The 18,127-nt window shown below is 65.1% G+C and carries 18 protein-coding genes; 7 read left to right on the top strand and 11 right to left on the bottom strand.

Annotated elements, in window-relative coordinates; translation table 11 throughout:
• The first annotated feature begins 105 nt into the window (after positions 1-105).
• Positions 106-1,830, top strand: a complete 1,725-nt coding sequence (locus MAXJ12_RS01595) for an FAD-dependent oxidoreductase (RefSeq protein ID WP_008833984.1) — start codon at positions 106-108, stop codon at positions 1,828-1,830.
• A 204-nt stretch (positions 1,831-2,034) separates the two neighbouring features.
• Positions 2,035-2,844, top strand: a complete 810-nt coding sequence (locus MAXJ12_RS01590; protein WP_008833982.1) for a shikimate dehydrogenase family protein — start codon at positions 2,035-2,037, stop codon at positions 2,842-2,844.
• A 25-nt stretch (positions 2,845-2,869) separates the two neighbouring features.
• Here the strand turns inward: MAXJ12_RS01590 and MAXJ12_RS01585 are convergent, their stop codons facing one another.
• The 4 genes from MAXJ12_RS01585 to MAXJ12_RS01570 all read right to left on the bottom strand — a co-directional run bounded on the left by MAXJ12_RS01585 (position 2,870) and on the right by MAXJ12_RS01570 (position 6,342).
• A complete protein-coding gene (locus MAXJ12_RS01585) occupies positions 2,870-4,135 on the bottom strand; it encodes an ABC transporter substrate-binding protein (protein WP_008833981.1) in 1,266 nt (421 codons plus the stop codon).
• A gap of 93 nt (positions 4,136-4,228) precedes the next feature.
• The gene (locus MAXJ12_RS01580) at positions 4,229-5,278 is read right to left on the bottom strand and encodes an aldo/keto reductase (RefSeq protein ID WP_040584601.1); all 1,050 of its coding nucleotides are present in this window, start codon (positions 5,276-5,278) and stop codon (positions 4,229-4,231) included.
• Between the two features lie 10 nt (positions 5,279-5,288).
• On the bottom strand, positions 5,289-5,636 hold the full coding sequence (locus MAXJ12_RS01575) for a TIGR04076 family protein (protein ID WP_008833979.1): 348 nt from the start codon (positions 5,634-5,636) through the stop codon (positions 5,289-5,291).
• The gene (locus tag MAXJ12_RS01570) at positions 5,629-6,342 is read right to left on the bottom strand and encodes a GntR family transcriptional regulator (RefSeq protein ID WP_040584583.1); all 714 of its coding nucleotides are present in this window, start codon (positions 6,340-6,342) and stop codon (positions 5,629-5,631) included. Before MAXJ12_RS01570 ends, MAXJ12_RS01575 begins: the two co-directional genes overlap by 8 nt.
• A gap of 180 nt (positions 6,343-6,522) precedes the next feature.
• On the opposite strand from MAXJ12_RS01570, the gene MAXJ12_RS01565 reads away from it, so the two are divergent.
• Genes MAXJ12_RS01565 through MAXJ12_RS01545 form a run of 5 tightly spaced genes read left to right on the top strand, consistent with a single transcriptional unit; the run spans position 6,523 to position 11,453 of the window.
• Complete coding sequence (locus MAXJ12_RS01565; protein ID WP_008833977.1) at positions 6,523-7,332, top strand: ABC transporter ATP-binding protein; 810 nt, start codon at positions 6,523-6,525, stop codon at positions 7,330-7,332.
• The gene (locus MAXJ12_RS01560; protein WP_008833976.1) at positions 7,329-8,084 is read left to right on the top strand and encodes an ABC transporter ATP-binding protein; all 756 of its coding nucleotides are present in this window, start codon (positions 7,329-7,331) and stop codon (positions 8,082-8,084) included. The genes MAXJ12_RS01565 and MAXJ12_RS01560 overlap by 4 nt, the downstream gene beginning before the upstream one ends.
• The gene (locus MAXJ12_RS01555; protein WP_008833975.1) at positions 8,081-8,992 is read left to right on the top strand and encodes a branched-chain amino acid ABC transporter permease; all 912 of its coding nucleotides are present in this window, start codon (positions 8,081-8,083) and stop codon (positions 8,990-8,992) included. The genes MAXJ12_RS01560 and MAXJ12_RS01555 overlap by 4 nt, the downstream gene beginning before the upstream one ends.
• Complete coding sequence (locus tag MAXJ12_RS01550; protein ID WP_008833974.1) at positions 8,989-9,975, top strand: branched-chain amino acid ABC transporter permease; 987 nt, start codon at positions 8,989-8,991, stop codon at positions 9,973-9,975. Before MAXJ12_RS01555 ends, MAXJ12_RS01550 begins: the two co-directional genes overlap by 4 nt.
• An 11-nt stretch (positions 9,976-9,986) precedes the next feature.
• Positions 9,987-11,453 (top strand): aldo/keto reductase, encoded by a 1,467-nt coding sequence (locus tag MAXJ12_RS01545; RefSeq protein ID WP_139043761.1) that lies wholly within the window; start codon positions 9,987-9,989, stop codon positions 11,451-11,453.
• A 3-nt stretch (positions 11,454-11,456) separates the two neighbouring features.
• Here MAXJ12_RS01545 and MAXJ12_RS01540 read toward each other — a convergent pair whose 3' ends face one another.
• From MAXJ12_RS01540 to MAXJ12_RS01510, 7 genes are all read right to left on the bottom strand, one after another.
• Entirely contained in the window at positions 11,457-12,359 is a 903-nt protein-coding gene (locus MAXJ12_RS01540; RefSeq protein ID WP_008833972.1) for a DMT family transporter, read from the bottom strand.
• A gap of 10 nt (positions 12,360-12,369) precedes the next feature.
• The gene (locus MAXJ12_RS01535) at positions 12,370-13,566 is read right to left on the bottom strand and encodes a mandelate racemase/muconate lactonizing enzyme family protein (RefSeq protein ID WP_008833971.1); all 1,197 of its coding nucleotides are present in this window, start codon (positions 13,564-13,566) and stop codon (positions 12,370-12,372) included.
• 70 nt (positions 13,567-13,636) lie between these two features.
• Positions 13,637-14,647, bottom strand: coding sequence for a TRAP transporter substrate-binding protein (locus MAXJ12_RS01530; RefSeq protein ID WP_040584598.1), 1,011 nt, complete (start codon positions 14,645-14,647; stop codon positions 13,637-13,639).
• A gap of 62 nt (positions 14,648-14,709) precedes the next feature.
• On the bottom strand, positions 14,710-15,987 hold the full coding sequence (locus MAXJ12_RS01525) for a TRAP transporter large permease (RefSeq protein ID WP_008833969.1): 1,278 nt from the start codon (positions 15,985-15,987) through the stop codon (positions 14,710-14,712).
• Positions 15,984-16,520: a TRAP transporter small permease gene (locus MAXJ12_RS01520; RefSeq protein ID WP_008833968.1), complete on the bottom strand. Its 537-nt coding sequence runs from the start codon at positions 16,518-16,520 to the stop codon at positions 15,984-15,986. The genes MAXJ12_RS01525 and MAXJ12_RS01520 overlap by 4 nt, the downstream gene beginning before the upstream one ends.
• Positions 16,483-17,229, bottom strand: a complete 747-nt coding sequence (locus MAXJ12_RS01515) for a FadR/GntR family transcriptional regulator (RefSeq protein ID WP_040584597.1) — start codon at positions 17,227-17,229, stop codon at positions 16,483-16,485. The genes MAXJ12_RS01520 and MAXJ12_RS01515 overlap by 38 nt, the downstream gene beginning before the upstream one ends.
• A 117-nt stretch (positions 17,230-17,346) precedes the next feature.
• Positions 17,347-18,120 carry an IclR family transcriptional regulator domain-containing protein gene (locus MAXJ12_RS01510; protein ID WP_008833966.1) on the bottom strand — a complete coding sequence of 258 codons (774 nt, stop codon included), beginning with the start codon at positions 18,118-18,120 and terminating at the stop codon, positions 17,347-17,349.
• Positions 18,121-18,127: the final 7 nt, after the last annotated feature.

Genomic DNA, 18,127 nt, shown 5'->3' with positions numbered 1-18,127 from the left:
AGCTGTCGAAATCGAAATGAAATACCATTTGCTATAAACCGTCTTCGACGGCGCAGGCCAGCCGTGAGATTTTGGGCGGCTGGTAGGTTTCGCTGGGGCCATTCGATGAGCAAAGCATCAACCGTCCTGGCCGGCATCCCCGACGGCGCACGCTATGATGTGGCGGTGCTCGGCGCGGGTGCGGCCGGCATGGCGGCCGCAATTTACGCGGCGCTCGAAAGCAGGCGCGTCATCCTGATCGAGCGCACCGAGTATGTCGGCGGCACTTCGGCGTTTTCGGCGGCGACGACCTGGATACCCAACACGCATCATTCGAAGGCGATCGGGGCAGAAGACAGTTTCGAGAAGGCAAGCGGCTACCTCGACCGCGCCGTTGGCAACCGCTCCTCCAAGACCATCCGCGACGCTTTCCTGAAGGCCGGTCCCGACGCGATTCGCATCATCGAGGAAGGCGCGGATGTGCGATTCCGGCCGCGGCCATTTCATCCCGACTATCTGTCCGAACTGGAGGGATCGACCTCGTTTGGCCGTGCGCTCGAGCCTTTGCCGTTCTCAGCCAAAGGCCTCGGCAACGATCTCGACCTGATCCGGCCGCCGATACCGGAATTCACCATTCTAGGCGGCCTGATGGTCGACCGCGACGACATCGCCAATCTGCTTGCGATGACGAAGTCGCTCAAAGCGGCGCGCTATTCGACGAAGCTCATCGGCGGCTACTTCCTCGACCGGCTCAGCCATTCGCGCGGCACGCGGCTGGTGATGGGCAATGCGCTGATCGGACGGATGCTGGAGGCGGCGCGCCGGCTCGGCGTCGAGATCGCGGTGAACACCCGCGTCACAGAGATCGTTGAATACGAAGGTCGGGTGACGGGCATCGTTGCCGTCCAGAACGGCGTAGCCCGGCGGCTTTCGGTCAGCGGAGGTGTGGTGCTGGCGAGCGGCGGTTTCGCGAGACATCCGGAGTTAAGGCAGAAATACCTGCCGAAGCCGGTTCCGGAACACAGTCCCTCGGCGCCCGGCCACACCGGCGAGCTGCATGATCTGGCGCTGAATCTCGGCGCGCATCACGGCGAGGGCGCACAGCAGAACTGCTTCTGGGCGCCGGTTTCGGTGCGCAAGCGCGCCGACGGCACGACCGCGATATTCCCGCATTTCGTTTTCGATCGCTCGAAGCCGGGCATCATCACGGTCGGACGCGACGGAAAGCGCTTCGTCAACGAAAGCACGTCCTATCATCTCTTCGTCAGCGCGATGTTCGCAGCCAACAAAGACGGCTCGACCATCCCGGCCTATCTGATCACCGATAGCGCGGGGCTGAAGAAATACGGGCTGGGCATGATCCGGCCCGGCGGCAAGCGGCTGAAGCCCTTCCTCGTCGACGGCTATCTCACCGAGGCAAATACGCTTGCCGAACTGGCGCAAAAGCTCGGCATCGACGCCGGAGGATTGGCGGCATCGGTCGCATCCATGAATGAATATGCCGGGACCGGCGTCGATCCCGACTTCAGGCGCGGCACGACGATCTACGAGCGCGCCAACGGCGACCCCGCTCACGGGCCGAACCCGACGCTCGGGCCGATCGGGGCGGCGCCCTTCTACTCGGTGAAGCTCTATCCCGGCGACATCGGCTCGGCGATGGGGCTGGTGACCGACGAGAATGCGCGCGTGCTGCGCCGGGACGGAACCCCGATCGAAGGGCTCTATGCGATCGGCAACGACATGCATTCGATCATGGGTGGAGCCTATCCCGGCCCCGGCATCACGATAGGGCCGGGCATCACCTTCGGCTACATTGCCGCCACGCATGCCTCACGCCGGGCGGCTTCCTGATGCGCGTCCTGATCACAGGTGGCTGCGGGGTCCTGGGCGGATGGGTGGTGCGCGCTGGTCCGGCGCGGATATGAGGCGCGCCGTTGCTGATCGCATCCGATCTTGAAATCGCACCGCAGCCGGCCTGGCTCGCCGGCCTGCCGAAAACGGGCGCGGCCGACGGGATCGCGCGTACGCTCGCCCATTATGGAAAGAGAGTTTGACATGACCTTGAAGCTCGACGGCGAAACCCGGCTGTTCATCATCATCGGCGACCCGGTCGCCCAGGTGAAGTCACCGGCCTTCCTGTCCGGGATACTGGCGCGGCGCGGCGCCAACGCGCTGGTCGTGCCTGCCCATGTCGGCGCGGCTGACCTGCCCGCCTTCATGCGCTCGGTGCGGCTGATGCAGAACCTCGACGGCATCGTGGTGACCGTGCCGCACAAATTCGCCGCGCTCGATTATTGCGACCTGACGACCGAGCGGGCGGCCTTCGTTGGTTCGGTCAATGTCATGCGCCGGCTGGCGGACGGTCGCTGGGACGGCGACAATCTCGACGGCGTCGGCTATCTCGACGGCATCGCCAGGGAAGGCTTTTCGGTGGCCGGCAAGTCGGCGCTGCTGGTCGGGGCGGGCGGCGCGGGTTCCGCAATCGCGCTCGAAATGCTGGAGCGCGGAGCGATGCGGCTCGCCATCTACGACGCCGATACGGAGCGCCGTGACCGGCTGGTCGCCAAGCTGGCGGGACGCTTCCCCGGCCGGGCGGAAGTCGGAAGCGCGGACCCGACAGGCTTCGATCTCGTCGCCAATGCGACGCCGATGGGCATGAAAGAGGGCGACCCGCTGCCGGTCGATGCCGCCCGCCTGTCGAAGCATCAGTTCGTGGCCGACGTCATCACCAGGCCGGCGGTCTCGCCGCTCGTGCAGCACGCTCGCGATCTGGGCTGCGGCACGATGATGGGCGTCGGCATGTTCAACGCGCAGGCTGAACTGCTCGTCAACCACATGCTCGGGCAGGGAGAGGCGGCGCGCTGACGCACGGCCTGCTGCAAACTGACGTCTACTTTGCCAGCCCGCTCTTTATCTTGCCGACCTCCTCGGCGCTGATCTCGCCGACCGTGGTCACTTCGCCGTTCTGGATGCGCCACAGGCGGAACGGACCGGTGATGTCGCCATATTCGTCGAAGCTGACCGGGCCGATGACGCCTTCATATTTGATCGGCTTGCCCTCCTTGATGAGAGCGAGCGCCTTGGCGAATTCTTCTTTGCCGGCGTGGATCGGCTCGCCGCCGGCCGCGACCACTTGCGGGATTGCAGCCTTGATCGCGGCGGCGTCGCCCTTGCCCGCCTTCGCCACGGCCAGCGCCACGATGGCGCCGGCGTCGTAGGAGCGGTCGGCGGCCGGCGCGTCCGGCTTGATGCCGCCCGAGAATTCCTCGTAGGCGCTGTTGAAATATTCGGTCGAGGCGGTCGGGCTGGTGCCCGAGGAGGTGCCGTAGGCGTCGTTCAGATATTGCGCGCCGACGGCCTCTATGAATTCGGCCGAGTTCATGCCGTCATTGAGCAGGAATTTCGGCGCGCCGCCGCCTGAAATCCAGGCGCGGGCGATGGTCGCGCCGTCGACGGGATAGCTGACGAGGTAGAGCGCTTCCGGCTCGCCGGCCATGGCCGCGCTCGCTTCGGACGAGTAGCTCGCCTGCTTCTCATTGTAGGGCGTGACCGAAGTGATGCCGCCGCCGAGCTTTTCGTAGGCGGCGGTGAATTCGCGCACCATGTTGACGCCGAAATCATTGTTGACGTGGATGATGGCGATCTTCTTCAGGCCCTGGTCGAGCGCGTATTTGGCGGCGGCCGTGCCCTGCAGCGCATCCGAGGTGATGGTACGGAAGAAGACGCCGTTGGTCTTGCCGTCGCGGGCAAGCTGGGTCAGCGTCGGCGAGGACGAGGCGGGCGAAACCTGCACGACGCCGGCCGGAGCGGTGACCGAGGTCAGGATCGGAATCGACACCGACGAGATGATGCCGCCGATGACGACCGGCACCTTCTTGATATTGACGAGCTGCGTCGCCTGGTCGACCGCGACGGTGCCCTGGCTCTGGCTGTCGCGTGTGTCGGTGACGAGATTGCAGCCGCCGACGCCGCCGGCCTCGTTGAAGTCGCGGAAGGCCATCTCGACGGACTTCGCGCCGGCCTGGCCATAGGCGCCGGCCGGGCCGGTCAGTTCCATGACGACGCCGATGGTGATGTCACAATTCTGCGCAGCCGCCGGCAGGGCCGACGCCACAAGACCGGTCAGCAGCGTGGTGATCAGAAGCATCTTCTTCATGTCGCATTCCCCTTTTTGTCAGGCCGGCATGCGCGCGGCCGCTGGTTCATTCTTGCTTGCGGTATCTTCGCGCCGTCTCCCGAGGCGCGGCCTTCAGGCGGCTCCCTTGTTGAGATTGTATTTCATGATCGAGCCGTGGCGTCCGTGCCGGTTGCGTTCGAGCTCATAGACGTCGCCTGAGAGCGGATTAGCCATGGCCAGAACGGCCTCGATCCGGCCATGGTCGTCTTCAGTCAGCGACAGGCTGGAGATCGCCAGATTGGACTGGAGGTGCGAGCGGTTGCGCGCGCCGACGATGACGCCGGCGACACCCGGCCGCGAGAGCATGGCCGCGCTGGCCACAGTCGCGACATCGACGCCGTGCCGGTCTGCTATGCCGCGCAGGGTCTTGAGCAGCGTTTGGAACAGATTCCAGCCGCCGAAATCGTCGATGATGAGCTTGTACTTGACCAGCGAGCGGTTCTCGAGCGGCTCCGATGGCTCGGCGGCGCCCAGCCATTTGTCGCCGAGGAACCCGCCGGCCACCGTGCCGTAGCACAGAAGCGAGACGCTGTGGCGGGTGGCCGCGGCCGCCATGCGCTTGGCCGGACGGGCGTCGAGCAGCGAATATTGCACCTGCATCGAGACAAGCGGCACGCCTCCCTGGATCATAGCGAGCATGTGGTCGGTGTCGAAATTGGTCCCACCGATCTGGCGGATCTTGCCTTCCCGGCGCAATTCGCCGAGCCATTGCGCCGCCTCCAACCAGCGCGGCGCGTCGTAGTCCCACCAATGGAACTGCACGAGGTCGAGGCTTTCGAGATTGAGCCGGCGCAGCGACTGGTCGATGACGCCTTCGACATAGGCCTTGGTTATGCGCGGCAGCACGTCGAGATCGGGCACGAATTTCGTATGCACCCGGATGCGGTCGAGCGCTTCCTGTCCGCGCAAGTCGCGGTAGCGCAGGCGGAAGCGGCCGATCAGTTCCTCGACGCCGGTATAGATATCGGCGCAGTCGAAGGTGGTGATGCCGGCGTCGGCGAACGCGATCATATCGGCGATAGGATCGTCGCTGCGGACAGCGCCGTGCCCGCCGGCGAGCTGCCAGCCGCCGCGAATGACGCGCGAAATTTCGTAGCCTGGCGCCAGTTGGATGCGCTGCATTGCCGTGTGGTCAGCCATCGAGCGGCACCGCCGTGGTCTGGGCATGGCTGAAGCGGCGAAGGCCGAGCCGGGTGATACGGAAGCGGGACGAGCAGTTCGGGTCGGGGCAGGCCACTTCCGCGTCGGTGGTCATCCAGTCGTTCTTGTGGGTCGGCCGCTGCTTGGCCGGCAGCAGCGGCAAGAGCGCAGCCAGCGAGTAGATCGAAAAGCCTTGGCCCGGTGGCAAATGCAGCATCTCGCCGCGCAACTCGAAATGGTCGCCGACCTTGGCGCCGCAATAGATCGGGCCGCCTTCCGGCGCGGTCACCTCGACGCGGAGATCGTAAAGCTCGAAGGAATCGTCGCGGGCGTCAGGCATAGCTCACCGCCTTTTCCGGAATGTCCTGTTCGTCGAGGCGGGAACGGATGAGATTGAAGGAGCGGGTGATGTCGTCAGTCAGCGCCTTGATGGAGCTGGCGACGTCGCCGCGTTCCAGCGCCTCGATCAGTGCCCAGTGGTGATGCGTGGCAGGGATGTCCCGGCGCTCGTCATGGATGTGGGCGGCGGCGCGCACATAAGGGCCGGACTGCAGCCATAGGCTTTCGACGATCGGGATCAGCACGTCCGAGCCGGCGGCGCGGTAAATGTAGAAATGGAAGGCGTGGTTGAGTTCGGAGGTGGTCTGCGCCTTGTCCTTTTCATCGCCGCGGAACGCCGTCTCGCATTCGACCGTGAGCTGCCGAAGTCTTGCGAAATCCTCACTCGAAAGGTTGGGCAGAGCGAGCGCGGTGATTTGCCCCTCGATCAGGCAGCGTGCGCGGGCGAGATCGTCCAGCCTTTCGCGGGTGATAACGGGCACGCGCACCGAGCGGTTGGGCAGCGCCTCCAGCGCCTGTTCGGACACGAGCCGGCCGAGCGCCTCGCGAACCGGCATCGTGCTGGTCTGCAGCGTCTCTGCGACATCCTGGATGCGCAGCATGTCGCCGGCGTCGAACATGCCGTGGATCAGCGAGCGGCGCAGCTCGGCATAGACGCGGTCATGCAGGGTTTCGCGGCCGACCGGCGAGAGCGCGCGGCGGCTCATGCGAAAAACCCAGTTCGGGCGTATTCGACTGCGCGCTGACATTCCCGTCCGGGCATTGTGACCGCCGTTCGACTTCACGCCGCGGAGCGCGGCCATCCGGATTTTTTTTAGTTGCGTTTGGGGCCGATGTAAAGTTTGATCAAACATCAGCGATCACAATTTTGACGCACGGATGCCGCGATGCCGCCTGTCGCCGACGCAACAAGACCGACGAGTTCCGCAACGGCCGCGCCCGTGGAGGCGCGCGATCTGGTGAGGCGGTTCGGCGGACTGCGCGCTGTCGACGGGATGTCTATCGCGCTGCAACGGGGCGAGATGCTGGGGCTTATCGGACCAAATGGCGCAGGCAAGACCACGCTGTTCAACCTGATCGCCGGAAGCCTGAAGCCCACCTCCGGCTCGATTCGGATTTCGGGCGAGGAGGTGTCCGGTGAAGGCCCGGAGCGGCGCATCGCGCGCGGTCTGGGGCGCACGTTCCAGATACCGCGCCCGTTTCCGGAGATGACGGTACTGGAGAACGTGCTGACCGGCGGCCAGAGTCAGGCCGGCGAACACATCTGGAGGAATTTCCTGCAGCCCGGCCGCGTCGCCGCCGAGGAGAAGGGCGCCGTCGACCGGGCGCGATCGCTGCTCGATTTCGTCACGCTATCCGGGCTCGAAGATGAACCGGCGCGGGTGCTTTCCGGCGGGCAGCGCAAGCTGCTCGAACTTGCCCGCATATTGATGGCCGATCCCGAAACCATCCTGCTCGACGAGCCGGCGGCCGGCGTCAACCCGACGCTGCTCGAGATCATCATCGACCGCGTTCTCGACCTCAATGCGCGGGGGAAATCGGTGCTGCTGATCGAGCACAATATGGAAATGGTGGCGCGGCTTTGCGGACGTGTCGTGGTGATGGCGGCTGGGCGGCACCTGGCCGAAGGGCCGCCGGCCGAGGTCGCGCGCAACCCGGCGGTCATCGAAGCTTATCTCGGCGGGGTCGCGGCGTGAGCGTGCCCGAACGGCCCATTGCGCTTTCGACGCATGCTCTCGTCGCCGGCTACGAGCGCGACCTGCCGATCGTGCGCGGCGTCGATTTTGTGATCCGCAGGGGGGAACTGGTCGTGGTGCTCGGGCCGAACGGGGCCGGCAAGTCTACCTTCGTCAAGGCGATAGCCGGGCTGGTGCCGGTGCATTCCGGAACGGCATCGCTCGGCGCGGCCGACATCACATCTGTGCCGGCCCATGAGAAGATCCAACACGGCCTGGCGTTCGTGCCGCAGACCGAGAACATCTTCGCGACGCTTTCCATCCATGAGAATCTGCTTCTGGCGGCGAACATCCTGCCGAAAGACCGGCGGCAGGATCGCATCGCCGCGCTTTATGGAATGTTTCCCGATCTCGCTGTACGGCCGTCGCTGCGCGCCGGCCAGCTTTCGGGCGGCCAGCGGCAGATGCTGGCCGTGGCGCGGGCGCTGGTCGTCGAGCCGTCGGTCCTGATCCTGGACGAGCCCTCGGCCGGCCTGTCCCCGAAGATCGTCGCGGAGGTTTTCTCGACGCTGAAGGCGATCAACGAAACGGGGGTCACCATCGTCCTGGTCGAGCAGAATGTGAAGGCGGCGCTCGCCATCGCCGACCGAGCGGTTATCCTTGTCGAAGGGCTGCTGCGCCATGAGGGTCCGGCGGCGACGCTCGCCGACGATCCGATCGTGGCGGAACTCTATCTCGGCGCGCGGCACGTTCCGAAGGCGGCTGGCCGATGAACCCGCAGGCGCTTATGGACGGGCTGGTCACCGGCTCGATGATAGGGCTCGGCGCGATCGGCGTGACGCTGACCTATTCGATCCTGCGCTTCGCCAATTTCGCGCATGGCGAATTCCTGGCATGGGGCGCCTACATCGCGCTTGCAGCGAGCGGCGCACTCGGCTGGCTGGCTCCTTCGCTGCTGGCGCCGATCGGCCCTTTCTCCTTCGGCTGGTCGCTGCCGATTGCGGCGATCGCGGCAATCGCATTGACCGGCGGGCTTGCGCTCCTGGTTGACGCAATGCTGTTCGGTCGCCTGCGCGCGCAGCGCAGTACGGTCATCATCTTGGTCATGGCGAGCTTCGGCGCTGCGCTGACGCTGCGCAGCTTGCTCGAATTCATCTTCACGGCAAAACCCGCCTACTACACCAAGGCGCTGCAGATCGCGCTGCCGCTCGGCGGAGGGCTGAGGGCGACGCCGGACCAGTTGCTGTCGCTTGGGCTCGCCGCAATTCTGGTAGTCGCCATCCATCTGCTGCTCACCCGCACCGCGATCGGCCGCTCGATGCGGGCGGTGAGCGAAAACCGGCAGCTTGCCGGCGTCGTCGGCGTCGACGTGCGCAAGGTGATCCGCACCGTCTGGCTGCTTGGGGCGGGACTGGCGGCGGTCGCCGGCATCATGGCCGGGCTGCTGGTGCAGGTCCGTCCCTATATGGGCCTCGACCTGCTGTTGCCCCTGTTCGCGGCGGCGATCCTCGGCGGTATAGGCAGCGTGCCGGGCGCGATGCTCGCCGGGCTGATCGTCGGCCTTGCCGAGGCTTTCGCGGTGCAGTTCGTCGGCGCCGAATGGCGTGCTGCCATCGCCTTCGTCATCCTGGTCGCCGTCCTGCTCTTCCGGCCGCAGGGGATTTTCGGGAGGCCGGAATGAGCATCGAACTGGTCGCCTACGGCGCTTTCTTCCTGACCATGGCGCTGACCTACGCCATCATGTGCCTCGGCCTCAACGTCCAGTGGGGACAGACCGGCCTGTTCAATGTAGGCATTGCCGGTTTCGTCGCGATCGGAGCCTATGTCTCGGCGCTGCTGACCACGCCGGATGCGGCTGGCCGCTTCGGCGGTTTCGGCCTGCCGATCGTCGCCGGCTGGCTGGGCGCGGCGCTGGCGGCGGGGCTCGTCGCCTTCCTGATCGGCGCGCTGACCATTCGGCTACGCGCCGACTATCTCGCCATCGCGACATTCGGCGTCGCCGTCGCTGTGCAACTCTGCGCACTCAACCTGGAGCTGGTCACCGGTGGGCCGTTCGGTATCGGTTTCGTTCCGCGGCCGTTCGCCAGCCTGGCAGGCGATCCGCTGGCCTTCAGTCTCGCCAATCTCGGCGTCCTCGTCCTGGTCGTGCTTGCGCTCTATCTCGCTCTGGAGCGGCTGCTGCGCAGTCCCTGGGGCCGGGTGCTGCGCGCCATCCGCGAGGACGAGACGGCCGCACTCGCACTCGGCAAGAGCGCGACGAGATTCCGGCTGCAGGCATTTGCCATAGGCGGCGCAATCATGGGCCTCGCCGGCGCCGCGCAGGCGCATTTCATCGGCTTCATCGCGCCCGACAATTACATGCCGATGCTGACCTTCCAGGTCTGGGCGATGCTGATCGTCGGCGGCTCCGGCAACAATCGCGGCGCGATCCTCGGCGCGATCCTGGTCTGGGGCATCTGGGCCGGTTCGGCGGGCGCGATAGCGTCGCTGTTCCCGCCGGGCGAACAGGCGCGTGCTGCCTCGCTACAGATCGTGATGATCGGCGTCGGCCTGTGCGCCATCCTGCTGTTGCGCCCGCGCGGCATTCTGGGCGAGGTGAAGACCGTCTCCCGCCACATAGGACGGCTGGCCAGAAGCGCCGGCAAACCGGTATCCGAACCATGAGCGAGCCTTCCATGCAGAGACGTCCCGACCGCATCGATCTTGGTGACAACAACATCAGCCGGCTGATCTGCGGATTATGGCAGGTGGCGGACCTCGAGAAGGGCGGCAGGCTGCTCGATCCCGAACGCGCCGCCGACGCGCTCCAGGCCTATGCCGAGGCGGGCTTCGACACGTTCGACATGGCAGACCATTATGGCAGCGCCGAACTGATCGCCGGGCGGCTGCTCGCGCGCTATCCCAATGCGTCGCGCCGGCCGGCGGCTTTCACCAAATGGTGCCCCGAGCCCGGCCCGATGACTGCGGAAATCGTGCGAAAGGGTGTGCAGGAACGGCTCGACCGGCTCGGCGTCGACAGGATCGACCTCCTGCAATTCCACTGGTGGACCTTCGAGCATCCGGCATGGCTCGACGCGCTGCACGAAATGGCCCGGTTGAGGCAGGAAGGCCTGATCGGCGCGCTCGGCGTCACCAATTTCGACGCCGCTCATCTGGCATTGGCGCTGGCCGACGGCGTGCCGGTCGCGACCAACCAGGTTTCATTCTCGATCATCGACCGCCGGGCGGCGGGTGCGCTGGCGCAGCTTTGCGAAAGATCCGGCGTGAAGCTGCTGGCCTATGGCACGCTATGCGGCGGCTTCCTCGCCGACAAATGGCTGGGCCGGCCCGAGCCGACCGAAATCGCTGACTGGAGCCGCTCGAAATACAAGCGCTTCATCGACACGGCGGGTGGTTGGACGGCGTTCCAAGGCATATTGGCGGCGGCAGGTGAAATCGCGCAAAAGCATGGCGTCTCGATTTCCAACGTCGCGACGCGCTGGGTGCTGGAGCACGAGGCTGTGGCGGCGGCGATCGTCGGCGCCAGGATCGGCGAAAGCGAGCACCGCTCGGACAATCTCAACGTCTTCGGCTTCGCGCTCGACGCCGAGGACAGAGCGAGGCTGGAACAGACTTTCGCAGGGACGAAACCAATCCCCGGCGATTGCGGCGACGAATACCGCCGCCCGCCCTACCTCACGGCGTCCGGCGACTTGAGTCATCATCTCGACGCCATTCCTTCTGTGTTCAAGGCCGAGCCAGTGCCGGGACGGCCGGGGCGGCTGCGGGTCTCTTCGGGCAGCGTCTGGGAGCCGATCGCCGGCTACAGCCGCGCGGTGCGGGTCAAGGACACGATCCGGGTGTCCGGCACGACGGCTACCCATGCGTCCGACCGCTGCGTCGCTCCCGGCGACCCCGGCGCGCAGGCCACTTACATCCTCGACAAGATCGCCGCTTCGATCACCGCGCTCGGCGGCAGGATAGAAGACGTGGTGCGCACCCGTATCTACCTGCGCGATGCCGCGCTTTGGGAGCCGGTGTCGCGCGCACATGGCCGTGTTTTCGGCGATGTATTGCCGGCTAACACGTTGATCGAGGCCGGCAATCTCATCGGCGACTACGAGGTCGAGATCGAAGCCGAGGCCGTCGTTACGGAAGCGTAGACGTTAGGCGCTCGGGTTCTTCTTCGCGCGCTGTTCGCGGAAGAAGATGAACAGGCCGGCGGCCACGATGATCGCAGCGCCCGCCAGCATGGCCGGCCGCGGGATGTCGCCGAAGACCAGCCAGCCGAAAATCACCGCCCACAGAAGCAGTGTGTACTGGAACGGCGCGACGGTCGCGGCGTCCGCCAGCTTCAGCGCTCGATTGACGCAGACATGCGCGACCATGGCGACGACGCCGAGTAGCCCGAGCAGTGCGAAGTCCGGCCCGCTCGGCGTCACCCAGCCGAACGGTGCGGTGGCGAGCCCGAACAGGCCTGCACCGATCGTCTGCCAGAACACCAGCGTCGTATCCGGCGTGGCGCGAAGCGAGCGGCCCGACAGCATCATGAAAGCGAAGGCGAAGCTGCCGAAGATCGAGATCAGCGCCGGAGCGGTCAGCGTGGCGGCGGACGGCTCGAGCGCCACGATGACGCCGACGAAGCCGATGAAGATCGCGGTCCAGCGCCGCCAGCCGACATGCTCGCCGAGCAGGAAGGGTGAAAGCGCGGCGACATAGATCGGCGCCGCCAGCCAGTAGGTCATCACGTCGGCGAGCGGCAAATAGACCACCGCGAAATAGAAGCAGTAGACTTCCAGCGAGGACAGGATGACGCGCAGCACCTGCATGCGGGGCTGCTCGACACGGACCAGCGAGCGGACACCCGCCTTCCAGATGAATGGCGACAGGATCAGCAGCGCGGCTGCGCTGCGGATCAGCAGCACCTGGCCGACGCTGTAGGTCGCGACCAGCCACTTGCCCATCACGTCGTTGAGCGAGAACAGGAGGATGCCGACGAGCATCACGGCGATGCCGAGTTGCGTCGAGCGCGAGGCTGACGAATGGGCCGGCAATGCTTCCGCAGTCATCGTGTCATCCTCAGGCGTTGCTGGAGCGCACGATGGCATCCGCGCGCTCGGTCAGTCCCGGCAGAAGCGTGAGGCCAAGGCCCGGTGCGTCGCCGAGGCTGATCTGGCCGTTCTTCACCCGCGGCAGTTCGGTGACCAACTCGGTGTACCAGCCGGTGTAGAAGGCGCGGACGGATTCCTGGATCAGCGCATTGCGCGCGTGCAGCGAGAAATGGCACGAGGCCATGAACACGACCGGGCCCGTGCAATCGTGGGGGGCGACCGGAATGTGATGGGCTTCGGCCATACCGGCAATCTTGCGGGCTTCCGACAGGCCGCCGCACCATGAAAGGTCGAGCATGGCCACGCCGGCGACGCCGGTCGCGAGATAGTCGCGGAAGGCATGCGGATAGGCAAGCGTTTCGGAGGCGCAAATCATCGCCTTCGAATGCGGGGCATACGCTTTCAGCGTCTCCAGCGAATCCATCCGCACCGGGTCTTCATGCCAGTAGGTATCGAAAGGCTGGAGCGCACGGGCGATGCGCTGCGCGGCGGGAAGCTGCCACAGCGAATGGAACTCGACCATGATATCCATGCGGTCGCCGACGGCCGAGCGGATCTTCTCGAACGGCTTCAGCGCGGTGCGCAGCTCCTCGGCGGAGATGTCGAGGCCGCCGGTGCGTTCGGCGGCGATGTCGAACGGCCAGATCTTCATGCCGGTGATGCCCTGCTCCAGCAGGGAGTGCGCCAATTCGTCAGCGCGGTTCAGGAAACCGTCGAGATCCTCATACGGGCCCTCGGTTGCGCCGACGCCCCAGTTCTCGACGGCCTGGGCGCGGGCGTCGCGCACATATTTGTAGCCGGCGCAGGTGTTATAGGTGCGGATCGAATCCCGGCTTTTGCCGCCGAGCGCAACGCTGACCGGAACGCCGAGCGCCTGCCCGAAAATATCCCAGAGCGCGATATCGACCGCCGAATTTCCGCGCGTCTCTACGCCCGCGCCGCGCCAGCCGAGATAACCGATCAGATCGCGGTTGATCGCCTCGATCTGCAGCGGGTCGCGGCCGATCAGCTTCGGCGCGACGGTTTCGTGGATATACGCCTCGACGGCGGCGGCGCCCATGAAGGTCTCGCCAAGCCCGGTCAATCCTTCATCGGTGTGGATGCGGACCCAGATGATGTTAGCGAATTCGCCCAGCCGGACGGTTTTGACGGATGTGATCTTCATGGAGCAACCCTGTAGAAAAACGGGCGGCGAACTGCGCCGCCGCCCGGAAGTATCAAATCGCCTAAGCGGCTTATTCGCCGCGCAGCTTCTTCAGCTCGGCCATCATCTTGTCGACGACCTCCTGGCCGATCGTGGCGGCGTGCTTCTCGTAGACCGGCTTCACCGCCTCGCGCATCTCGGCCTGCGCCTCTGGCGTAAGCTCGGTCACTTCCATGCCCGCCGCCTTGACGTTTTCCAGCGACTCGGCTCCGAGATCACGGCTCGCCTTGCGCTGCACGTCGCGGCCGACCACCGCGCATTCCTGCAGGATGGCCTGTTCCTCCGGGTCAAGCTGATCCCAGAGCGGCTTCGAGTAGAGCACCATGAACGGCGTGTAGGCATGGCGCGACAGGGTCAGATGGTCCTGCACCTCGGAGAATTTCGAGGTGTCGATGGTCACCACCGGGTTTTCCTGGCCGTCGATGGCGCCGGTCTCGAGTGCGGTGAACACTTCGCCGAAAGCCATAGGCACGGCATTGGCGCCGAGGTTCTGGAAGGAATCGAGGAAGATGTTGTTCTGCATCACCCGGACCTTCAGGCCCTTGATGTCCTCCACCCCGGCCACCGCGCGCTGCGAATTGGTGAGATTGCGGAAGCCGTTCTCCCAATAGGCGAGGTTGACAAGGCCGTGGCCCGGCATCTGGTCGGAAATGTACTTGCCGAACTCGCCGTCGAGGATGGCGTCGGCTTCCTTCTCGTCACTGAACAGGAAGGGCAGGTCGAACACGCCGAGCGCCGGCGCGATTCCAACCAGGGGCGAGGTCGAGGTTATGACCATTTCCTGCGTGCCGGATCGCAACGCCTGGGTGGCGTCCAGGTCGCCGCCAAGCGCGCCGCTCCAGAAGGCCGTAAGCTTCATCTTGCCGCCGGACTTGTCGGCCATGCACTCCGTCATCGCCTTCACGCCATTGCCGACTGGATGCTCCTCGGCGACGCCGTTGGAGACACGGATGGTGCGTTCCTGGATTTCGGCGAGCGCCGGTCCGCTGAAAACGCCGGCGCAAAGCGCGAGCGCGAGACCTTTGAGAATTGTCGATTTCATTTTGTTTCCTCCGTTGTTGAACTTGGACTTCTGTTTCTCGAAAGACACGTGCCCTCTCATTCCTAGCGAAGCCAGGCGAGGGGTACGAGAACGAGCTCTGGGAACATGACGAGCAGGAACATGACGACGGTCTGCGCCAAAAGGAAGGGCCAGACGCCGACGATGACTTGCCCGAGCGGAATACGTGCTACGCCGCTCACCACGTTGAGAACGATGCCGACCGGCGGCGTGAGCAGGCCGATGCAGTTGTTCATGACGAACAGGACGCCGAAATAGACCGGATCGATGCCTGCTTGGCGGATGATCGGCATCAGCACCGGCGTCAGGATCAGGATGGTCGGAGCCAGGTCGAGCGCGGTACCCACGACCAGCACCAGCACCATGATGACGGCGAGCAGCAGCTTCGGCCGGTCTACGAGCGGCTGGATCATGCCGCCGATCTCCGCCGGGATGTTGGCCGAGGTGATCAGCCAGGCCGAGACCAGCGCCGCCGCCACAAGGAACATCACGACCGACGTGGTCTTGGCCGCGGTGAGGAATACGCCGTAGAGGTCGCGGAACTTCAGCTCGCGGTAGATGAACATGCCGACGAAAAGGGCATAGACCGCGGCGACGACCGCGGCTTCGGTAGGCGTGAAGATGCCGAAGCGGATACCGCCGAGCACGATCACCGGCATGAACAGCGCCCAGCCGGCGCGCCCCGTCGCTTTCAGTTTCACGGCCATCGGCTGACGCGGCAGAACCGCCACGCTTTCCTTCTTGGCCAGGAACAGCCAGGTCAGGACCAACGACATCGCCATCATCAGACCGGGCACGATGCCGCCGATGAAGAGCTGGGTTATGGAGACGTTGGCCGCCACGCCGAAGATGATGTAGGCGATCGACGGCGGGATAACCGGCGCTATGACGCCGCCTGCCGCCATCAGGCCGGCAGCGCGCGGCACATTGTAGCCGGCGTCGCGCATCATCGGAATGAGGATGGAGGCGAGCGCTGCCGTGTCGGCGGCGGCGGAGCCCGATATGCTGGCCATGATGACGGCCGCCACGATCGCCACAATGCCGAGGCCGCCGCGTATATGGCCGACACAGGCGATGGCGAATTCGACAATGCGGCGCGACAGACCGCCGGCATTCATGATCTCGCCGGCGAGCAGGAAGAACGGGATGGCGAGCAGGGTGAACGTGTCGGCGCCGGAAATCATGCGCTGCGAGACGATCTGCGTGTCGAAGATGCCGCCATAGGTCATCAAAGCGATGCCGCAGAAGATCAGCGCGAAGGCGACCGGCACGCCGATCGCCATGGACCCGAGCAGGGAAACCAGGAAAACGACGATGGTCATTCGGCGCGCTCCCGGATGGCGGCTGCTTCGGCGCCCTCGCCGGCGAAGGCGTTGATCTCATCCTCCGTGATCCGGCCGGTGATGGTTCGGAGGAGCCGGATGACGACGAGCCCGCCAATGCCGATCGCGGTGAAGAAGCCGATCCCGTAGATCCAGTTCATTGATATGCCGACGACGGGCGCCGTCATCGAGGCGTTGATCGGATATTGCTTCCAGGTGCCCCAGAAGAACGCCGCCATGCACAAAAGGATGATGATGTCGCTCAGCACCATGCAGATGAGCCGGCCGTTGCGGCCGAAGCGCTGGACCAGGGACTCGACGCCGAGATGCGCATTTTCGCGGAAGGTTACGACAGCGCCGATGAAGGTCAGCCAGACGAAGAAATAGCGGGCCATCTCCTCGGAAACCAGGATGCCCGAGTTGAAGCCGTAGCGCAGCACGACATTACCGAAGACCATGATCGCCATGCTCGCGAGCAGGATGACGAGCAAGACCTCAAGCCCGCGGACCAGCCAGTCGATCCCTTTCAGCATTCGTTCCTCCCGTTGAAACTGGCAGCACCTGGAAAATATCCTCGCGCGCTGATTCTATGAGTGTGGTGAGCGCCGTCCTGGCTGCCCCCGGATCGCGGCCGATGATAGCGTCGGCAACGGCCCGATGCATAGGCAGCGAAGCCCGTGCGCTATCCATGCTGATGACCGACAGGCTGAACGAAACGCGCAGCGTGTTCGCCATCAGCGGCGCCAACTGGCGCAGGAACTGATTGCCGGAACCGAGAAATATGGTCTCGTGGAACGCCAGATCGGCCTGATGGTAGTCGCCGTCGCCATCCACCGCGGCCGCCATTCGGCGGAAATATAGATCCAGCTTCTCCCCCGGAAATTCCGGGTTGGCAGCGGCAAGTCCGGCCGCGTAGGGCTCGATGCCGAGCCTGAAATGGATCAGATCCTCTATGAATTCGCGCGTCAGGCCGCTCGACAGCCGCCATGAAACCACCTGCGGGTCGAACAGGCTCCAGGAATCGACCGGCTGCACCTGCGTGCCGTGACGCCGGCGCACATTGACCATGCCCTTGGCGACCAGCGTGCGCATCGCTTCGCGCACGACCGTGCGGCTGACCCCAAGCTCGCCGCCAATCTCGTCTTCAGTGGGCAGCACGGAGTCGGCGGCGAACCGCCCTCCGACGATCCAGCCGGCAATCACGTCGACCGCATCCTGGTGCCGGGTCCGCAAAATCGCCATCAGAAACATCATACGTATGATTAATGACGCGGCAAGCGCCTAATTGGCAGTCACCAGAAATTTTATCAGAGGAGTTCCACGCTCGAACGGGTGAGCCGCAAACTGCCGACACGCCGTTTATTGGACGATGAAAAAGTCTTCAATATTGCGCGCAGCAGCGAGCAGATGCGGCAGGATTTCGCGCTTCATCTCGGCGGTCGTGAACCGCGACGATTGCGTCGACACGTTGATGGCGGCGACGATCTTGCGAGAGCGGTCGCGGATCGGCACCGCGATCGAGCGTAGCCCTATCTCCAGTTCCTCGTCGACAATGGCGAAGCCTGCTTGCGCGGCCTTGGTGATCTCGGAGGCCAGGGCCGCGCGGTCGGTGATGCTCTTGTGGGTGTTTCGCTCGATCTTTGCGTTCTCCAGAAATTCCCGCAATTGCGGAGCGGGCAGGTCCGACAGAAGCACGCGTCCCATCGAGGTGCACCAGGCCGGCAGCCGCGTCCCGACATGCAGCGCCACGCTCAATATGTGCCGGCCGGGAACGCGCGCGACATAGACCACGTCCTCGCCGGAGAGCACCGCCGCCGAACTCGATTCATTAAGCCGTGACGCCACTTCGCGCATGAAGGGCTCGGCGTAAGACCAGAGCGACGCGCCTTGCAGCCAGGTGCGCGCCACCGAGAGCAGCCGGGGCGACAGGCTGAAGCGACGGCCAGCCTGGACGGCGTATTCAGTGGCGACCAAGGTCAGCAGGAAACGACGCGCGCCGGCGCGCGTCAATTGCGCCCTTTCGGCCATTTCGGTGAGCGTCAGGCCGCCGGGATGGGCGGCCAGGATCTCCATCACGGCAAGGCCACGCTGGAGCGAGCCGACATTGTCGCGTGGCAGCGGCGCCTCGGCCATATAGTCC

The organism is Mesorhizobium alhagi CCNWXJ12-2 (genome assembly GCF_000236565.1).
In the GTDB taxonomy this organism is placed as follows: domain Bacteria; phylum Pseudomonadota; class Alphaproteobacteria; order Rhizobiales; family Rhizobiaceae; genus Allomesorhizobium; species Allomesorhizobium alhagi.
This window is presented reverse-complemented; position numbering and strand designations above follow the sequence as displayed.